The 14,003-nt window shown below is 52.8% G+C and carries 20 protein-coding genes; 18 read left to right on the top strand and 2 right to left on the bottom strand.

Translation table 11 applies throughout. The features are described from left to right. The first annotated feature begins 19 nt into the window (after positions 1-19). From SPV1_RS02445 to SPV1_RS02435, 3 genes are read left to right on the top strand one after another with little or no spacing between them, the layout of a single operon-like run. A complete protein-coding gene (locus SPV1_RS02445) occupies positions 20-937 on the top strand; it encodes an NAD(P) transhydrogenase subunit alpha (protein ID WP_009849506.1) in 918 nt (305 codons plus the stop codon). Beyond that, positions 934-1,287, top strand: a complete 354-nt coding sequence (locus SPV1_RS02440; protein WP_009849505.1) for a proton-translocating transhydrogenase family protein — start codon at positions 934-936, stop codon at positions 1,285-1,287. Before SPV1_RS02445 ends, SPV1_RS02440 begins: the two co-directional genes overlap by 4 nt. Position 1,288: 1 nt before the next feature. Beyond that, positions 1,289-2,686, top strand: a complete 1,398-nt coding sequence (locus tag SPV1_RS02435; protein WP_018294024.1) for an NAD(P)(+) transhydrogenase (Re/Si-specific) subunit beta — start codon at positions 1,289-1,291, stop codon at positions 2,684-2,686. A 365-nt stretch (positions 2,687-3,051) separates the two neighbouring features. On the opposite strand, the gene SPV1_RS02430 is transcribed toward SPV1_RS02435, so the two are convergent. Beyond that, positions 3,052-3,426 (bottom strand): hypothetical protein, encoded by a 375-nt coding sequence (locus SPV1_RS02430; protein WP_040881411.1) that lies wholly within the window; start codon positions 3,424-3,426, stop codon positions 3,052-3,054. A 270-nt stretch (positions 3,427-3,696) separates the two neighbouring features. Then, the gene (locus SPV1_RS02425; protein ID WP_018294681.1) at positions 3,697-4,242 is read right to left on the bottom strand and encodes a hypothetical protein; all 546 of its coding nucleotides are present in this window, start codon (positions 4,240-4,242) and stop codon (positions 3,697-3,699) included. Between the two features lie 544 nt (positions 4,243-4,786). Here SPV1_RS02425 and rpsL point away from each other — a divergent pair. From rpsL to rpsQ, 15 genes are all read left to right on the top strand, one after another. Next, a complete protein-coding gene (rpsL, locus tag SPV1_RS02420; RefSeq protein ID WP_009849501.1) occupies positions 4,787-5,158 on the top strand; it encodes a 30S ribosomal protein S12 in 372 nt (123 codons plus the stop codon). 15 nt (positions 5,159-5,173) lie between these two features. Continuing rightward, on the top strand, positions 5,174-5,644 hold the full coding sequence (rpsG, locus tag SPV1_RS02415) for a 30S ribosomal protein S7 (RefSeq protein WP_009849500.1): 471 nt from the start codon (positions 5,174-5,176) through the stop codon (positions 5,642-5,644). 124 nt (positions 5,645-5,768) lie between these two features. Further along, positions 5,769-7,847, top strand: coding sequence for an elongation factor G (fusA, locus tag SPV1_RS02410; protein ID WP_009849499.1), 2,079 nt, complete (start codon positions 5,769-5,771; stop codon positions 7,845-7,847). 10 nt (positions 7,848-7,857) lie between these two features. Beyond that, complete coding sequence (gene tuf / locus SPV1_RS02405; RefSeq protein ID WP_009849498.1) at positions 7,858-9,048, top strand: elongation factor Tu; 1,191 nt, start codon at positions 7,858-7,860, stop codon at positions 9,046-9,048. 12 nt (positions 9,049-9,060) lie between these two features. Beyond that, on the top strand, positions 9,061-9,369 hold the full coding sequence (gene rpsJ / locus SPV1_RS02400) for a 30S ribosomal protein S10 (RefSeq protein ID WP_009849497.1): 309 nt from the start codon (positions 9,061-9,063) through the stop codon (positions 9,367-9,369). A gap of 13 nt (positions 9,370-9,382) precedes the next feature. Beyond that, entirely contained in the window at positions 9,383-10,015 is a 633-nt protein-coding gene (gene rplC, locus SPV1_RS02395) for a 50S ribosomal protein L3 (RefSeq protein WP_040881409.1), read from the top strand. 1 nt (position 10,016) lies between these two features. Then, positions 10,017-10,640, top strand: coding sequence for a 50S ribosomal protein L4 (gene rplD, locus SPV1_RS02390; protein WP_009849495.1), 624 nt, complete (start codon positions 10,017-10,019; stop codon positions 10,638-10,640). Beyond that, positions 10,637-10,936, top strand: coding sequence for a 50S ribosomal protein L23 (gene rplW / locus SPV1_RS02385; protein WP_009849494.1), 300 nt, complete (start codon positions 10,637-10,639; stop codon positions 10,934-10,936). Before rplD ends, rplW begins: the two co-directional genes overlap by 4 nt. Positions 10,937-10,939: 3 nt before the next feature. Next, positions 10,940-11,770 carry a 50S ribosomal protein L2 gene (rplB, locus tag SPV1_RS02380; protein WP_009849493.1) on the top strand — a complete coding sequence of 277 codons (831 nt, stop codon included), beginning with the start codon at positions 10,940-10,942 and terminating at the stop codon, positions 11,768-11,770. An 8-nt stretch (positions 11,771-11,778) separates the two neighbouring features. Then, positions 11,779-12,057, top strand: coding sequence for a 30S ribosomal protein S19 (gene rpsS / locus SPV1_RS02375; RefSeq protein WP_009849492.1), 279 nt, complete (start codon positions 11,779-11,781; stop codon positions 12,055-12,057). Positions 12,058-12,060: 3 nt separating this feature from the next. Continuing rightward, positions 12,061-12,402 (top strand): 50S ribosomal protein L22, encoded by a 342-nt coding sequence (gene rplV, locus SPV1_RS02370; RefSeq protein WP_009849491.1) that lies wholly within the window; start codon positions 12,061-12,063, stop codon positions 12,400-12,402. 12 nt (positions 12,403-12,414) lie between these two features. Continuing rightward, on the top strand, positions 12,415-13,065 hold the full coding sequence (gene rpsC, locus SPV1_RS02365) for a 30S ribosomal protein S3 (protein WP_009849490.1): 651 nt from the start codon (positions 12,415-12,417) through the stop codon (positions 13,063-13,065). A gap of 34 nt (positions 13,066-13,099) precedes the next feature. Continuing rightward, a complete protein-coding gene (rplP, locus tag SPV1_RS02360) occupies positions 13,100-13,522 on the top strand; it encodes a 50S ribosomal protein L16 (protein WP_009849489.1) in 423 nt (140 codons plus the stop codon). Then, on the top strand, positions 13,519-13,716 hold the full coding sequence (gene rpmC / locus SPV1_RS02355) for a 50S ribosomal protein L29 (RefSeq protein WP_009849488.1): 198 nt from the start codon (positions 13,519-13,521) through the stop codon (positions 13,714-13,716). The genes rplP and rpmC overlap by 4 nt, the downstream gene beginning before the upstream one ends. Before the next feature lie 14 nt (positions 13,717-13,730). Continuing rightward, positions 13,731-13,997 carry a 30S ribosomal protein S17 gene (rpsQ, locus tag SPV1_RS02350; protein WP_009849487.1) on the top strand — a complete coding sequence of 89 codons (267 nt, stop codon included), beginning with the start codon at positions 13,731-13,733 and terminating at the stop codon, positions 13,995-13,997. Positions 13,998-14,003 lie beyond the last annotated feature (6 nt).

Below are 14,003 nucleotides of genomic sequence, written 5' to 3'. Positions count from 1 at the left end.
GTGCTGATCTGGTGTTAAGGTGCGCGCACCCGAGGCATCCGAGTTGCCGGCCCTGCCGAAGGGAGCGGCTGTAGCCAGCCTGATGTCCGTTTTTTCCAATCCGCTGCTGAAAGATTATGCCGATCATGGACTGGCCTGTTTTGCCATGGAGATGGTGCCGCGTATTTCGCGCGCGCAGAGTATGGATGTGCTCTCCTCACAGGCGAATATCGCCGGTTACAAGGCGGTGTTGCTGGCTTTGGAGCATTATCAGCGCTTTTTCCCGATGTTGATGACTGCTGCGGGAACAGTACAGCCGGCCAGAGTATTGGTGATGGGGGCAGGCGTTGCCGGATTGCAGGCGGTTGCCACCGCGCGTCGCATGGGTGCGACGGTGGAGGCGTTTGATGTGCGTGCGGCAGCCAAGGAGCAGGTGGAGAGTCTGGGTGCCCGCTTTGTCGAGGTGAAGGCGGACGCGGATGCCGAAGATGCCGGTGGGTACGCCAAAGAGATGGATGACGACTACAAACAGCGTCAGGCGGAGTTGATTGCAGCACATGCTGCGAAATCCGATGTTATCATCACCACAGCGTTGATCCCCGGTCGACCGGCACCGGTACTGATTACCGAAGAGGTAGTGCTCAGCATGAAGCCGGGCTCGGTGATTGTGGATCTTGCCGCCGAGATGGGTGGTAACTGTCCGTTGACCGAGCTTGATCAGGTGGTGGAGAAGCATGGCGTGACGCTGGTGGGTATCTCCTATGTGCCGTCGCTGATGGCAACCGATGCCAGCCAGCTCTATGCACGGAACCTGTTTAATTTTATTAGTCCGATGCTGGATAGTGAGTCGGGCGGATTGAATATCAACCTGGAAGATGAAGTGATCGAAGCGTCGCTGTTGTGTCAGAATGGCGAGTTTCGTAAGCCGCAGTTGCTGAAGTCGGGAGGAGAATCATGAGTGCGCCAGAGATGACACAGGCTGTAGCGCAGGCTGCTACGGGCCATGCGGCACATGCCGCTGTGGACCCGTTTGTTTTTTCTTTCACGGTGTTCGTGCTGGCCGTGATTGTAGGCTACCACGTGGTCTGGAATGTGACGCCGGCTCTGCATACGCCATTGATGAGTGTAACCAATGCTATCTCCAGTATCATTATTGTCGGTGCGCTGCTGGCGGCAGGTCCTGTGGAGATGAGTCTGGCTACCGTGCTTGGCCTGATTGCCGTGGGCCTGGCGGCGGTGAATATTTTCGGTGGATTCATGGTTACCCAGCGTATGCTGGCCATGTTCAAGAAACGTTCCAGGGGCTGATATGCTGTCTTTAAATATGGTGGCTATGGCCTACCTCATTGCATCCGTACTGATTATTTTTGCCCTGAAGGGGCTGGCCAGTCCGGAAACCGCTCGTCGCGGTAACTTCTTCGGTATGCTCGGCATGGGTATTGCCGCGCTGGTAACGCTGCAGCTGGACTCCGTGCAAAATTATGCATGGATTGTGGCCGCGCTTGCTGTCGGAGGACTCTTCGGCGGTGTGACTGCGCGCAAGGTGCCGATGACGCATATGCCGCAAACCGTGGCCTTTATGCATTCGCTGGTGGGTCTGTCGGCCGTGCTGATTGCGGTATCCGCTTTTATTGACCCGGTATCCTATGGCATTGCTGATGCACATGGCGGACTTTATCCGGCCAGTCGCATTGAGCTGTTTCTCGGTACATTTATTGGTGCAATTACCTTTACCGCTTCGCTGATCGCCTTCGGTAAACTGCAGGGCTTACTCTCCGGCAAGCCGCTGGTCTTTGGTGGCCAGCACTGGCTGAATCTGGTGCTGGGTCTGGTGATGATCGCTGCCGGTATTCTGTTCTGCGTGACCCAGGGTATGACGCCGTTTCTGATTATGCTGGCGGTGGCTATGGTGCTGGGCGTGTTGCTGATTGTGCCGATTGGCGGCGCGGATATGCCGGTGATCGTATCGATGCTGAACTCATATTCGGGTTGGGCGGCTGCCGGCATCGGCTTTACGCTGGGCAACAATATGTTGATTGTGGCCGGTGCGCTGGTCGGCTCATCCGGTGCGATCCTCTCCTATATCATGTGTAAGGCGATGAACCGTTCGTTGTTTAGCGTGCTGCTTGGCGGTTTTGGCGGAGAGGCTGCGGCTGCCGGCGGCGGATCTGTTGGTGAGCGGCCGGTACACAGTGGTGCGGCGGAGGATGCGGTCTTTCTGCTGAAAAATGCGCGTTCGGTTGTAATTGTGCCGGGATATGGTCTGGCCGTGGCGCGAGCCCAGCATGCACTCAAGGAGCTGGTGGATGTGTTGCTCAAGATGGATGTGAACGTGAAGTTTGCCATTCATCCGGTAGCCGGACGCATGCCCGGTCATATGAATGTGCTGCTGGCCGAAGCCGATGTGCCTTATGATATCGTCTACGAGATGGATGAGATTAATCCGGAGTTTTCCGATACCGATGTGGTGCTGGTGATCGGGGCCAATGATGTGATCAACCCGGCAGCCAAGACCGACCCATCCAGTCCGATTTACGGCATGCCGATTCTTGAAGTGGGCAAGGCCGAGCATGTCATTGTGATCAAGCGCTCCCTGGCCGCAGGTTATGCTGGGCTGGATAACGACCTGTTCTACATGGACAAGACGATGATGTTGTTTGCCGATGCGAAGAAAGCATGTGAAACCATGCTCCAATCACTGGATTAGCAAGCAAATTGAAGCCACGGGTGTGGCTTCAATTTGCGCGATAGCAACTGAAAAGATTTAAAACCGAAGCCACTGGTGTGGCTTTAAATTGCGCGATAGCAACTGGAAGGCTTTAAACCAAAGCCACGGGTGTGGCTTTAAATTGCGCGATAGCAACTGAAAAGCCTGAAACCTGAGCCATGGGGATGGCTTAAAGCTGCGCGATAGTGTGAAGGAAACGAAGCCACGGGTGTGGTTTTAGATTACGCGATAGCAACTGAAAAGCTTTAACCTGAATGCACGAGTATGCCCCAGTTGTTCAAGTTCAGTGTCCACGTGGTGATGGCGCTCAGCCAGGAGTGACTGATTTTGTGGTCCACACCCGGTCATTCAGACTTGCTAATCCAACTTCGTGCATCCTCAACTGTCTGAAAAATATTACATTCGAACGTTTGTCCTCTCATGAGGTCACAATAGTTTTTTGCTAAATCAAAAAAGTGTGCTTGAGGTACAACCAGAGCGATTGCAAGTGTATGTTTAGTTTTAGATATTATCTTATCTGTTGATGCATAGACTTCCGTATGTCCCAGGTCTATTGAGTGATCTGTTACTCCTGAGAAATCATTAATAATATATTGAATCCCTTTAAATCGGATATCTGTATGTAACTCGAGGTTTGATTCAAAAATCTCATCCCCACTTACTTCACCTGAGAACATCCAGTGCAGGCCACGAGGCTCCCAAATATTTGTATATGGCATGAAATGTTCCTTATGAAGTTAAATTAGTAGGTTGCATATATCGCGAAAGAGTATGAATACATTAACGGGTGGTCTGAGTATCTATTTTTTGCCGAGAGCAGGCATTCGGCAGGGTTGAGTTTAAATTGGATTGAGTGCGACTTTGCTGGAGGGGGTGTCTGCGAACCTTCACCGGAGTGTGCATGGCGGTGGTTTGAAGTTTGATGCGTGCAAAAAAAGGGGCCGAACGAAATGATTTCGTTCGGCCCCTTTATCGTTTGCTCGCGGGGCTTACTGTAGCAATTTATCCAGCAGTGACGGGGAGAGGAATACAGCATTGACCTTCCAGACCAATACGCTGCCATCCTTGGCGATGACGGTGGTGAACCAGTCATCCTTGTTGGTCTTGCTGACAAACTTCAGGCTCAGCCTGGAGTAGGAGAGGGATTCTCTGCTCATGTCAAAGTCATTGAATGAAACGGAGCCATCTGCATCTTTTTTTGCGATCGAGGTCTTGATCATCAGCTCTACAACGTTTTCCGGTGTGACAGTGATGTTCGGGTGATTGCTGTTGATAATGGCTGAGCTGGAGTATATGTCGTTAGGGTCTTTTTTTACCGTATCCATAATACCCGGCATCTGGCCCCGGACGGAGTTGTTCAGCTTGTGAAAGTTGATAGCCTCATTTAGCTCGGTCTGATTGTTGTGGGTAACGCCTGAGACAATGTGTGCTTTGGTAAAAAGCAGACCTCCGAATAGCATTATCACGACAACAACGGCGCATGTTAAATAGAATAGAATCATTCTCAGGCCGTTGTTCTGCTCCTTCTTTTTCATGTGTTCCTCCATTGATAATATTCCCGGCTTTCAGCCGCTCGTTGGTCTGCGGCTGGCAATCAGGAGTGTATTATATTCCCCGTTTGTTCATCCTGTAACTTATAATATGCGGGTTTAAGGTATATTTAGGATGAAGCAATTTGCTGATTATCGCAATAGATGCTGATAATTCAAGTTTCATGACAGATGAGGGTGTGCGCTGTTCCGGCGAGACGAGTAGCAGGGCAGGTGAAAGCTCTGCGTGTTGGTGAAGTCGTGGATAAAGGCCGACGAAGGGCGGAATTTTTTGCAGGGCTGATAAAAACAGATGATATAGCGCTATGTCCGTTGCCCCGCTACGGCCTGACGCCTTGTATCCGTTGCGGTTGGACATGATGTTGGCGCTGCAGATTGTCGGAAGGTTATATATATAGGAGGTGAAAAATAAAATATGCCATAAAATCGGGTTGACAGTTTAAATGAGCGACACTATGGTTCGCGACCCTTCGCAGGCACCTTCTTTTGGAGTGCTGCCAGCAGAGTGAAAGTTTTTAATGAGGTAATCATGCCAACAGTCAATCAGTTGATTCGCAAGTCGCGCAAAGACAAGCGCAAAATCAACAAGGTTCCGGCCTTGCAGGCTTGCCCGCAGCGTCGCGGCGTTTGCACACGTGTGTATACGACGACACCGAAGAAGCCAAACTCAGCTCTGCGTAAAGTGGCGCGTGTGCGTCTGACCAATGGTCAGGAAGTCACCGCCTATATTCCGGGCGAGGGTCATAAGCTGCAGGAGCACTCGGTTGTGCTGATTCGTGGCGGCCGTGTGAAGGATTTGCCGGGTGTGCGTTACCATATTCTGCGTGGTGTTCTGGATACAACGGGTGTTGAGAGTCGTAAACAGGCTCGCTCGAAGTATGGCGCCAAGCGTCCGAAGTAAGAGAGGAATAGAGATATGCCACGTAAAGGCCCAGTTACCCGTCGTCCGGTAGTGAACGACGCCAAGTATGGTGACCACAAGGTTTCAGTCGTCATTAATAAAGTGATGCTCGACGGTAAGAAGAATATTGCGGAATCTATTGTGTATGAAGCAATGGATATCGCTGCGCAGAAGACCGGTGCAGAAGCGCTGGCTGTTCTGCACCAGGCGCTGGAAGCAGTGCGTCCACAGGTGGAAGTGAAGTCCCGCCGCGTGGGTGGTGCAACCTACCAGGTGCCGATCGAAGTTTCCGATCGTCGTCAGCAGTCGCTGGCAGTGCGCTGGTTGGTAGAGTTTTCGCGCAAGCGTTCAGAGCACACGATGGCTGAGCGTCTTGGCAATGAGATCGCCGACTCTGTTAATGAGCGCGGTGGTGCATTCAAGAAGCGCGACGAGACACACCGTATGGCAGAAGCGAACAAGGCATTCTCTCACTTCCGCTGGTAAGTGGCGGGCGACGCGAGTCGCCGGCAAGAGTGGTATAAAAATTGGTCGGGCAGCAATGTCCGGCATTTAAAAAGACAGTATGTTTTTTTAGTTCTTTCAAATTTGATGGTTAAGGAGTGGCGACGTGGCTCGTAAGACACCACTGGAACGTGTACGCAACATCGGCATTATGGCTCATATTGATGCCGGCAAAACGACAACGACTGAGCGCGTGTTATTTTACACTGGCGTTAGTCATAAAATCGGCGAAGTGCATGACGGCGCTGCGACCATGGACTGGATGGCTCAGGAGCAGGAGCGTGGTATCACGATCACTTCTGCTGCGACCACATGTTCATGGCAGGACCATCAGATTAATATTATTGACACCCCCGGTCACGTGGATTTCACCATTGAAGTAGAGCGCTCCCTGCGCGTGCTTGATGGCGCTGTTGGCGTATTTTGTGCGGTGGGTGGTGTGCAGCCTCAGTCTGAGACCGTTTGGCGTCAGGCTGACAAGTATCACGTTCCCCGTATTGCATTTGTTAACAAGATGGATCGTACCGGCGCCGACTTCTTCAGTGTAGTAGAAGATATTCGTGAGCGTCTGGGTCATAATGCTGTTGCGCTGAATATTCCGATCGGTAACGAAGAGAATTTCCAGGGCGTGGTTGACCTGGTTTCCATGAAGGCCATCGTCTGGAAAGATGAAGCCATGGGCGCGATGTACGACGTGATGGACATTCCTGCTGATCTGCAGGAAGTGGCTGAAGAGCGTCGCGAGTTGTTGCTGGATGCCGTGCTTGTGCATGACGAAGATCTGATGATGGCCTATCTTGAGGGTGAGGCGATTGACGAAGCTGCGCTGAAGACCTGTATCCGCAAGGCTGTGCTTGATATCAGTGTGATTCCTGTGTTGGCTGGTACTGCGTTCAAGAACAAGGGTGTTCAGACGCTGCTGGATGCAGTCGTTGATTATATGCCTGCGCCAATCGATGTGCCTGCGATCAAGGGTGTTCACCCGGATACCGACGAGCCTGATGTGCGTCTCTCATCTGATTCAGAGCCGTTTGCAGCACTGGCCTTCAAGGTGATGACCGATCCGTTCGTGGGTACGCTGACATTCTTCCGTGTTTATTCCGGTGAGATTGAAGCGGGTTCATATGTCATCAACTCGACCAAGAACAAGAAAGAGCGTCTGGGCCGTATTCTGCAGATGCATGCTAATGAGCGTTCCGAGATCAAGGAAGTGCGTGCCGGCGATATTGCCGCTGCGGTAGGCCTGAAGTTCACCACGACCGGCGATACGCTGTGTGTGGCTGAAAAGCCGATTATCCTTGAGCGCATGGAGTTCCCTGAGCCGGTGATTTCGGTGGCTATCGAGCCGAAGACCAAGGCGGATCAGGAGAAGATGGGTATTGCTCTGGGCCGTCTGGCTGCAGAAGATCCTTCTTTCCGCGTTCGTACCGATGAAGAGACCGGTCAGACGATCATCTCCGGCATGGGCGAGTTGCATCTGGAGATTCTGGTTGACCGTATGAAGCGCGAATTCAGCGTGGAAGCTAATGTCGGCAAGCCGCAGGTGGCTTACCGCGAAACCATTCGCGGCAAAACCAAGGCAGAAGGCAAGTTTGTACGTCAGTCCGGCGGTCGTGGTCAGTATGGTCACTGCTGGCTGGAGATCGAGCCGATGGAAGTTGGCGGCGGCTTCGAGTTTGTCGACAAGATCACCGGTGGTTCTATTCCGCGTGAATATATTCCGGCTGTTGGCAAGGGTGCTGAAGAAGCGATGCAGAACGGTGTTCTGGCCGGCTATCCGATGGTTGACGTTCGTGTCACCGTGGTTGACGGCTCTTACCATGATGTCGATTCCAATGAAATGGCATTCAAGGTGGCTGGTTCCATGGGCTTCCGTGCCGGTTGTGCACAGGCCAAGCCGGTCATTCTTGAGCCGATGATGGAAGTGGAAGTGGTGACGCCGGAAGACTACATGGGCGATATCGTGGGCGATCTGAATCGTCGTCGCGGTCGCATCCTGGGTATGGAAGATCGTAACAATGCCAAGGTAATTGACGCTGAGGTACCGTTGTCCGAGATGTTCGGCTACTCGACCAACGTGCGTTCAATGTCTCAGGGGCGTGCAACGTACACCATGCAGTTTAAGCATTATGAAGAAGTTCCAAATAACATTGCGCAAGAAATTATTGCGGCAGTTAAGGGTTAAGGAGTAAATCATGGCAAAGGAAAAGTTTGAGCGGACCAAGCCGCACGTCAATATTGGAACCATCGGTCACGTAGATCATGGCAAGACCACATTGACGGCAGCGATCACAAAGGTTCTGTCCGAGACAGGCGGCGCTGTATTTAAAGATTACGGCGACATTGACGGCGCACCGGAAGAGCGCGAGCGCGGCATTACGATTTCGACTGCCCACGTTGAGTATGAGACAGAGGCACGTCACTACGCCCACGTTGATTGCCCCGGCCATGCTGACTATGTAAAGAACATGATTACCGGTGCTGCACAGATGGATGGTGCGATTCTGGTTGTATCGGCAGCAGACGGCCCGATGCCACAGACCCGCGAGCACGTGCTGCTGGCACGTCAGGTAAACGTACCGCATCTGGTAGTCTACCTGAACAAGGCAGACATGGTTGATGATGAAGAGCTGCTTGAGCTGGTAGAGATGGAAGTTCGTGAGCTGCTGGACTCTTACGACTTCCCGGGTGATGACACTCCTGTGATCATCGGTTCTGCACTGAAGGCGCTGGAAGGCGACGCATCTGAAATCGGCGCACCATCTATTCTGCGTCTGATGGCAGCTGTGGATGAGTTCATTCCTACCCCGACGCGTCCGATCGACAAGACATTCCTGATGCCGATTGAAGACGTGTTCTCTATCTCCGGTCGCGGTACTGTGGTGACTGGTCGTATTGAGCAGGGTGTGGTTAAGGTTGGTGAGGAGATCGAGATTGTTGGTGTTAAGCCAACAACCAAGACGACCTGTACCGGTGTTGAGATGTTCCGCAAGCTGCTGGATCGTGGTGAGGCTGGTGATAACGTGGGCGTACTGCTGCGTGGCACCAAGCGTGAAGACGTAGAGCGTGGTCAGGTACTGGCTACGCCGGGTTCAATCACCCCGCACACAACCTTCAAGGCTGAAGCTTATATCCTGAACAAGGAAGAGGGTGGTCGTCATACCCCGTTCTTCAATGGATACCGTCCACAGTTTTACTTCCGTACAACTGACGTGACAGGCTCAGTAACACTGCCGGAAGGCACCGAGATGGTGATGCCTGGCGATAACATCTCAATGGATGTTGAATTGATTACCCCAATCGCGATGGATAAGGAACTGCGTTTCGCCATCCGTGAAGGTGGTCGTACGGTCGGCGCTGGCGTCGTTACCGACATTAGTAAGTAATAGGGGGCCTAGGTGGCAACTCAAAGTATTCGTATTCGCCTGAAGGCTTTTGATCATCGTATTCTGGACAAGAGTGCGGCTGACATTGTGGCGACAGCAAAACGTACAGGCGCAGAAGTGCGCGGTCCGATTCCGATTCCGACCAAAATCCGCAAGTTTTGTGTGATCAAATCTCCACACAAATACAAGGATTCTCGTGAACAGTTCGAGATCCGTACGCACAAGCGTGTGCTGGACATAGATAAGCCGACACCACAGACCGTAGACGCGCTGATGAAGCTCGACCTGCCGTCAGGCGTGGATGTCGAGATCAAGCTGTAAGGGGGAGAAGATCATGAGTATTGGATTAATCGCCCGGAAAGCGGGCATGACACAGATTTTTACTGCAGACGGCTCCGCTATTGCAGTGACTGTCCTGAACATCGAACCGTGCAAGGTTGTTGCACGTCGTAGCGCTGACAAGGACGGTTATGATGCTGTTCAGGTCGGTTTTGGTGCAGCCAAGCGCAACACCACGCGTCCTGTGCAGGGTCACTATGCCCGTCAGGGCCAGGAAGTAGCTGGTGGCTTGAAAGAGTTCCGCATTGCTGCTGATGCCGAGTTTGAGCTCGGTCAGGAGCTGAATGCAACATTGTTTGAAGCAGGTCAGAAGATCGACGTTTCCGGCACCTCCAAGGGCCATGGCTTTGCCGGTGTTATGAAGCGTTATAACTTCGGTGGTGGCCGTGCAACCCATGGTGCTGAAAAGGTTCATCGTCAGATGGGTTCAACCGGTCAGTGTCAGTGGCCGGGCCGTGTTTTCCCGGGTAAGAAGATGCCGGGTCATTTCGGTAATGTTCGTTCAACCACGCAGAACCTGGAAGTTGTTCGTGTGGATGCAGAAGCAAACCGCATTCTGGTTAAGGGTGCTGTTCCCGGTTCACGTAATGGGCTGGTTGAACTGCGTCCAGCCGTAAAGGGAGCGTAAGATGGCGGAAATCACCATCGTAAATCAGAGTAATAAAGAAGTAGGCAAGCGCGAGCTTAATCCGGCTGTATTCGGTCTGGATGCAGATGCTGCATTTGTCCACCGTGTGTATGCAGCACTGGCATCTGCCCAGCGCGGCGGCACCAGCAAGGTGAAAGATCGTTCGGAAGTTTCCGGTGGCGGCAAGAAGCCATGGAAGCAGAAGGGTACCGGTCGTGCCCGTGCAGGTTCTTCACGTCAGGCGCAGTGGCGTCATGGCGGTACCGCACATGGTCCGTCTGCTGATACATCATTTGCTACCCGTATCAACAAGAAAGAGCGTCGTCGGGCACTCTGCCTGGCTCTGTCTGATTGTCTGCGTGAAGGTAAGTTGACTGTTGTAGACAAGCTTGAGCTTGCTGAGATCAAGACCAAGGCATTTGTGGATACACTGGGCGCTCTGGGTGCTGATTCAGGCCTGATCGTGTTGGGCGAGTCCAACAACGCAGTTGAATTGTCCGGACGTAATGTGCCGAACACCCGCATTGTTCTCGACGGTCAGGTGAATCTGCATGACCTGCTCAAGAGCAAGCGTGTCGTGCTGACATCAGCTGCTATTGATAATCTTGAGGAGCGTCTGGCATGAGTGCGAACATCAATCACTTTAACATTTTGCGCCAGCCTGTAATTACTGAAAAGAGTTACACGGCTACCGGTGCAGCAAATCAGTACACTTTCCGCGTTGCCCGTGAGGCAAGCAAGGCGCAGGTCAAGGCCGCCATTGAAGCCATTTTTGAGGTGAATGTGGATAAGGTTCAGGTGATCAATATGCCTAGCAAGCCTAAGCGTCGTGGTGCACAGTCAGGCAGTCGTTCCGGCTACCGCAAGGCTGTTGTACGCCTGGCCGAAGGGCAGACTCTGGAAGTGGCGGAAGAGGTATAAACCATGGCTTTGAGAGCACTGAAACCCACATCCAACGGTAATCGCGGTCGCATCGGTGTAGTAAACACTGATCTGCACAAGGGCGCCCCTGAGAAATCGTTGACGGTTGGCCTGACAAAATCGGGTGGCCGTAACAACAACGGACGCATTACTTCCTTCCATCGCGGCGGCGGTCACAAGCGTCTTTATCGCATGGTTGATTTCAAGCGTGACAATTTCGGCGTTGAAGGTAAGGTTGCGCGCCTTGAATATGATCCGAACCGCACAGCGCACATCGCGCTGGTTGTTTATAGCAACGGCGACAAGCGTTATATCCTTGCTCCACAGGGGCTGCGTTCGGGTGATGTAGTGATGTCCGGTCCTGATGCTGAAATTCGTCCGGGCAACACGTTACCGCTTTCAATGATCCGTGTTGGTACGCTGGTACATAACGTGGAGATGAAGCCGGGCAAGGGTGGTCAGATGGCCCGCAGTGCAGGATCTTCCATCCAGTTGATGGGTAAAGAGGGCGGCCGTGCTGTCCTGAAGATGCCATCCGGCGAGTTTCGTCGTGTGGATGCACGTTGTTTGGCAAGTATCGGTGTGATGGGCAATGCTGATCACTCTAACCGTAAAGTTGGCAAGGCTGGTCGCACCCGTTGGTTGGGTATTCGTCCGAATGTTCGTGGTGTTGCCATGAACCCGGTTGATCATCCACACGGTGGTGGTGAAGGACGCACCTCTGGTGGCCGTCATCCGGTTACCCCCTGGGGTGTACCAACCAAGGGTCACAAGACCCGTCAGAAGAACAAGGCGTCGAACCGTGATATTATTCGCCGCCGTAACCAGAAGTGAGGTAAGACATGGCGCGTTCATTAAAGAAGGGCCCTTACATTGAGGCCTCTCTGCAGAAGAAGGTTGAGGCAGCGCAGGCATCTGAGAAGAAGGGTGTGATCAAGACCTGGTCACGTCGTTCGACCATTTCGCCGGAATTTGTCGGGCTGAACTTCGCCGTACATAACGGCCACAAGTTTATACCGGTCTTCGTGACCGAGAACATGGTTGGTCACAAGATGGGTGAGTTTTCACCTACCCGCACCTACTATGGTCATGGTGCGGATAAAAAGGCCAGGAAGAGGTAGGGCATGTCTGAGAAAGTACGTGCATTGCACAAAAACAGTAACATCAGCCCCCAGAAGGCAGGCCTGATGGCCGATGCTATTCGCGGCCTGAATGTCGATCGCGCTATTGCAGTTCTGGCGCTCTCACCAACGAAGTCAGCCCGTCTCTACGAGAAGGTGCTGAAGTCTGCGATTGCTAACGCCGAGCAGAACCACGGACTCGATGTGGATGCATTGTTTGTGTCCGAGGCCAAGGCCGATGCGGGTATGACACTCAAGCGCTTCCGTCCGAAGGGCATGGGTCGTATGCGTAAACGTTTTCACCGCCACAGCCACCTGACAGTGTCTGTCAGCGAACGCGGATAAAGGGGTTATTTCATGGGACAGAAAGTAAATCCGATTGGATTCCGCGTAGGTGTTATTCGCAACTGGGAATCAGTCTGGTACGCCTCTGATAAGAATTTTGGTGCACAGCTGCGTGAAGACATCAAGCTGCGTCGTCATGTGAAAGAACGTCTCAAGCATGCGGGTGTTTCCCGTATCATCATTGAGCGTCCTGCGGACAAGATCAAGGTTACCGTTCATACATCCCGTCCGGGTGTTGTGATCGGCAAGAAGGGCTCCGAGATCGATGCGGTTCGTAATGAGCTGGTCAGAGAGTTCGGCCAGGAAGTGCAGGTGTTCATTGTTGAGGTTCGTCGTCCTGAGGCGGAAGCTCAGCTGGTGGCAGAGAATGTGGCCTTCCAGATGGAGCGTCGTGTGGCCTTCCGTCGTGCAATGAAGCGCGCGGTTCAGAGTGCTATGCGTATGGGCGCCAAGGGTGTGCGTATCAACTGTGCCGGCCGTCTGGGTGGTGCCGAGATTGCGCGTACTGAATGGTATCGTGAAGGCCGTGTGCCTTTGCATACGTTGCGTGCCGATGTGGATTATGGTTTTGCTGAAGCGCATACCACTTATGGTGTGATTGGTGTGAAAGTTTGGGTATTCAACGGCATTAAGCTGGGTGATACCGCCGACGCTAACGCATAAAGACTTGTTAATTAGGTAGAGAGGAAGAGTCACGATGTTGCAACCGAAGAAGATCCGCTGGCGTAAGCATCACAAAGAGCTTCAGCGTATTCGCGGCAAGAGTCCGCGCGGTGCCAGCCTGAATTTCGGAGAGTTCGGATTGAAGGCGATGGAGCCGGGGCGTATTACTGCGCGTCAGATTGAAGCTGCACGTATTACCATTAACCGCCATGTCAGGCGTCAGGGCCGTGTATGGATCCGGATTTTCCCGGATCTGCCGGTATCCAAGAAGCCTGCTGAAGTGCGTATGGGTAAGGGTAAGGGCTCGCCTGAATTTTGGGTTGCCGCTGTGAAAGCAGGCCGCATCCTGTATGAAATGGACGGTATTGATGAGGAATTGGCTCGCGGTGCGCTTGAGCGCGCTGCTTCAAAATTGCCAATCCGCACCAAGATTGTCGTGCGTGGAGTTGGACGATGAGTGATAACAAAAATGCAAAAGAGCTGCGCGCACTCAGTGCAGCTGACTTGACAGAGCGCATGAATGAGCTGGCCGCAGAAGGTATGAAGCTGCGTTTTCAGAAAGCTACCATGCAGTTGAACAATACGGCCCGTGTTGGCCAGGTACGTCGTGAGATCGCCCGTATCAAAACCATTCTGGCTCAGCGCAGCTAAGGAGATAGAGAGAGATGTCCGAGGCAACAAGCAACAAGCGCACCCTTGAAGGGGTAGTATTAAGCAACAAGGGCGAGCAGACCATCGTCGTGCAGGTGGAGCGCAAGTTTGTGCATCCGCGTTATCGCAAGACCGTACGTTCGCACAAGAAATATATGGCACATGATGCAGAGAACACATGCAACATCGGTGATACCGTACGCATCATTGAGTCAGCCCCAATCTCCCGCCGCAAGCGCTGGATGTTGGTGAACGTGCTGACCCGTGCTGAACAGCTGTAAGGAGAG

Source organism: Mariprofundus ferrooxydans PV-1 (genome assembly GCF_000153765.1).
GTDB classification, from domain to species: domain Bacteria; phylum Pseudomonadota; class Zetaproteobacteria; order Mariprofundales; family Mariprofundaceae; genus Mariprofundus; species Mariprofundus ferrooxydans.
The sequence above is the reverse complement of the archived record's forward strand: the minus strand, read 5'-3'. Positions and strand labels throughout refer to the sequence as shown.

What these genes read in the sequence shown, in the direction of transcription:
- SPV1_RS02440 (WP_009849505.1), top strand. Translation starts at nt 934, where the DNA reads ATGAGTGCGCCAGAGATGACACAGGCTGTAGCGCAGGCTGCTACGGGC.
- SPV1_RS02435 (WP_018294024.1), top strand. Translation starts at nt 1,289, where the DNA reads ATGCTGTCTTTAAATATGGTGGCTATGGCCTACCTCATTGCATCCGTA.
- SPV1_RS02430 (WP_040881411.1), bottom strand. Translation starts at nt 3,426, where the DNA reads ATGCCATATACAAATATTTGGGAGCCTCGTGGCCTGCACTGGATGTTC.
- SPV1_RS02425 (WP_018294681.1), bottom strand. Translation starts at nt 4,242, where the DNA reads ATGAAAAAGAAGGAGCAGAACAACGGCCTGAGAATGATTCTATTCTAT.
- rpsL (WP_009849501.1), top strand. Translation starts at nt 4,787, where the DNA reads ATGCCAACAGTCAATCAGTTGATTCGCAAGTCGCGCAAAGACAAGCGC.
- rpsG (WP_009849500.1), top strand. Translation starts at nt 5,174, where the DNA reads ATGCCACGTAAAGGCCCAGTTACCCGTCGTCCGGTAGTGAACGACGCC.
- tuf (WP_009849498.1), top strand. Translation starts at nt 7,858, where the DNA reads ATGGCAAAGGAAAAGTTTGAGCGGACCAAGCCGCACGTCAATATTGGA.
- rplC (WP_040881409.1), top strand. Translation starts at nt 9,383, where the DNA reads ATGAGTATTGGATTAATCGCCCGGAAAGCGGGCATGACACAGATTTTT.
- rplD (WP_009849495.1), top strand. Translation starts at nt 10,017, where the DNA reads ATGGCGGAAATCACCATCGTAAATCAGAGTAATAAAGAAGTAGGCAAG.
- rplW (WP_009849494.1), top strand. Translation starts at nt 10,637, where the DNA reads ATGAGTGCGAACATCAATCACTTTAACATTTTGCGCCAGCCTGTAATT.
- rplB (WP_009849493.1), top strand. Translation starts at nt 10,940, where the DNA reads ATGGCTTTGAGAGCACTGAAACCCACATCCAACGGTAATCGCGGTCGC.
- rpsS (WP_009849492.1), top strand. Translation starts at nt 11,779, where the DNA reads ATGGCGCGTTCATTAAAGAAGGGCCCTTACATTGAGGCCTCTCTGCAG.
- rplV (WP_009849491.1), top strand. Translation starts at nt 12,061, where the DNA reads ATGTCTGAGAAAGTACGTGCATTGCACAAAAACAGTAACATCAGCCCC.
- rpsC (WP_009849490.1), top strand. Translation starts at nt 12,415, where the DNA reads ATGGGACAGAAAGTAAATCCGATTGGATTCCGCGTAGGTGTTATTCGC.
- rplP (WP_009849489.1), top strand. Translation starts at nt 13,100, where the DNA reads ATGTTGCAACCGAAGAAGATCCGCTGGCGTAAGCATCACAAAGAGCTT.
- rpmC (WP_009849488.1), top strand. Translation starts at nt 13,519, where the DNA reads ATGAGTGATAACAAAAATGCAAAAGAGCTGCGCGCACTCAGTGCAGCT.
- rpsQ (WP_009849487.1), top strand. Translation starts at nt 13,731, where the DNA reads ATGTCCGAGGCAACAAGCAACAAGCGCACCCTTGAAGGGGTAGTATTA.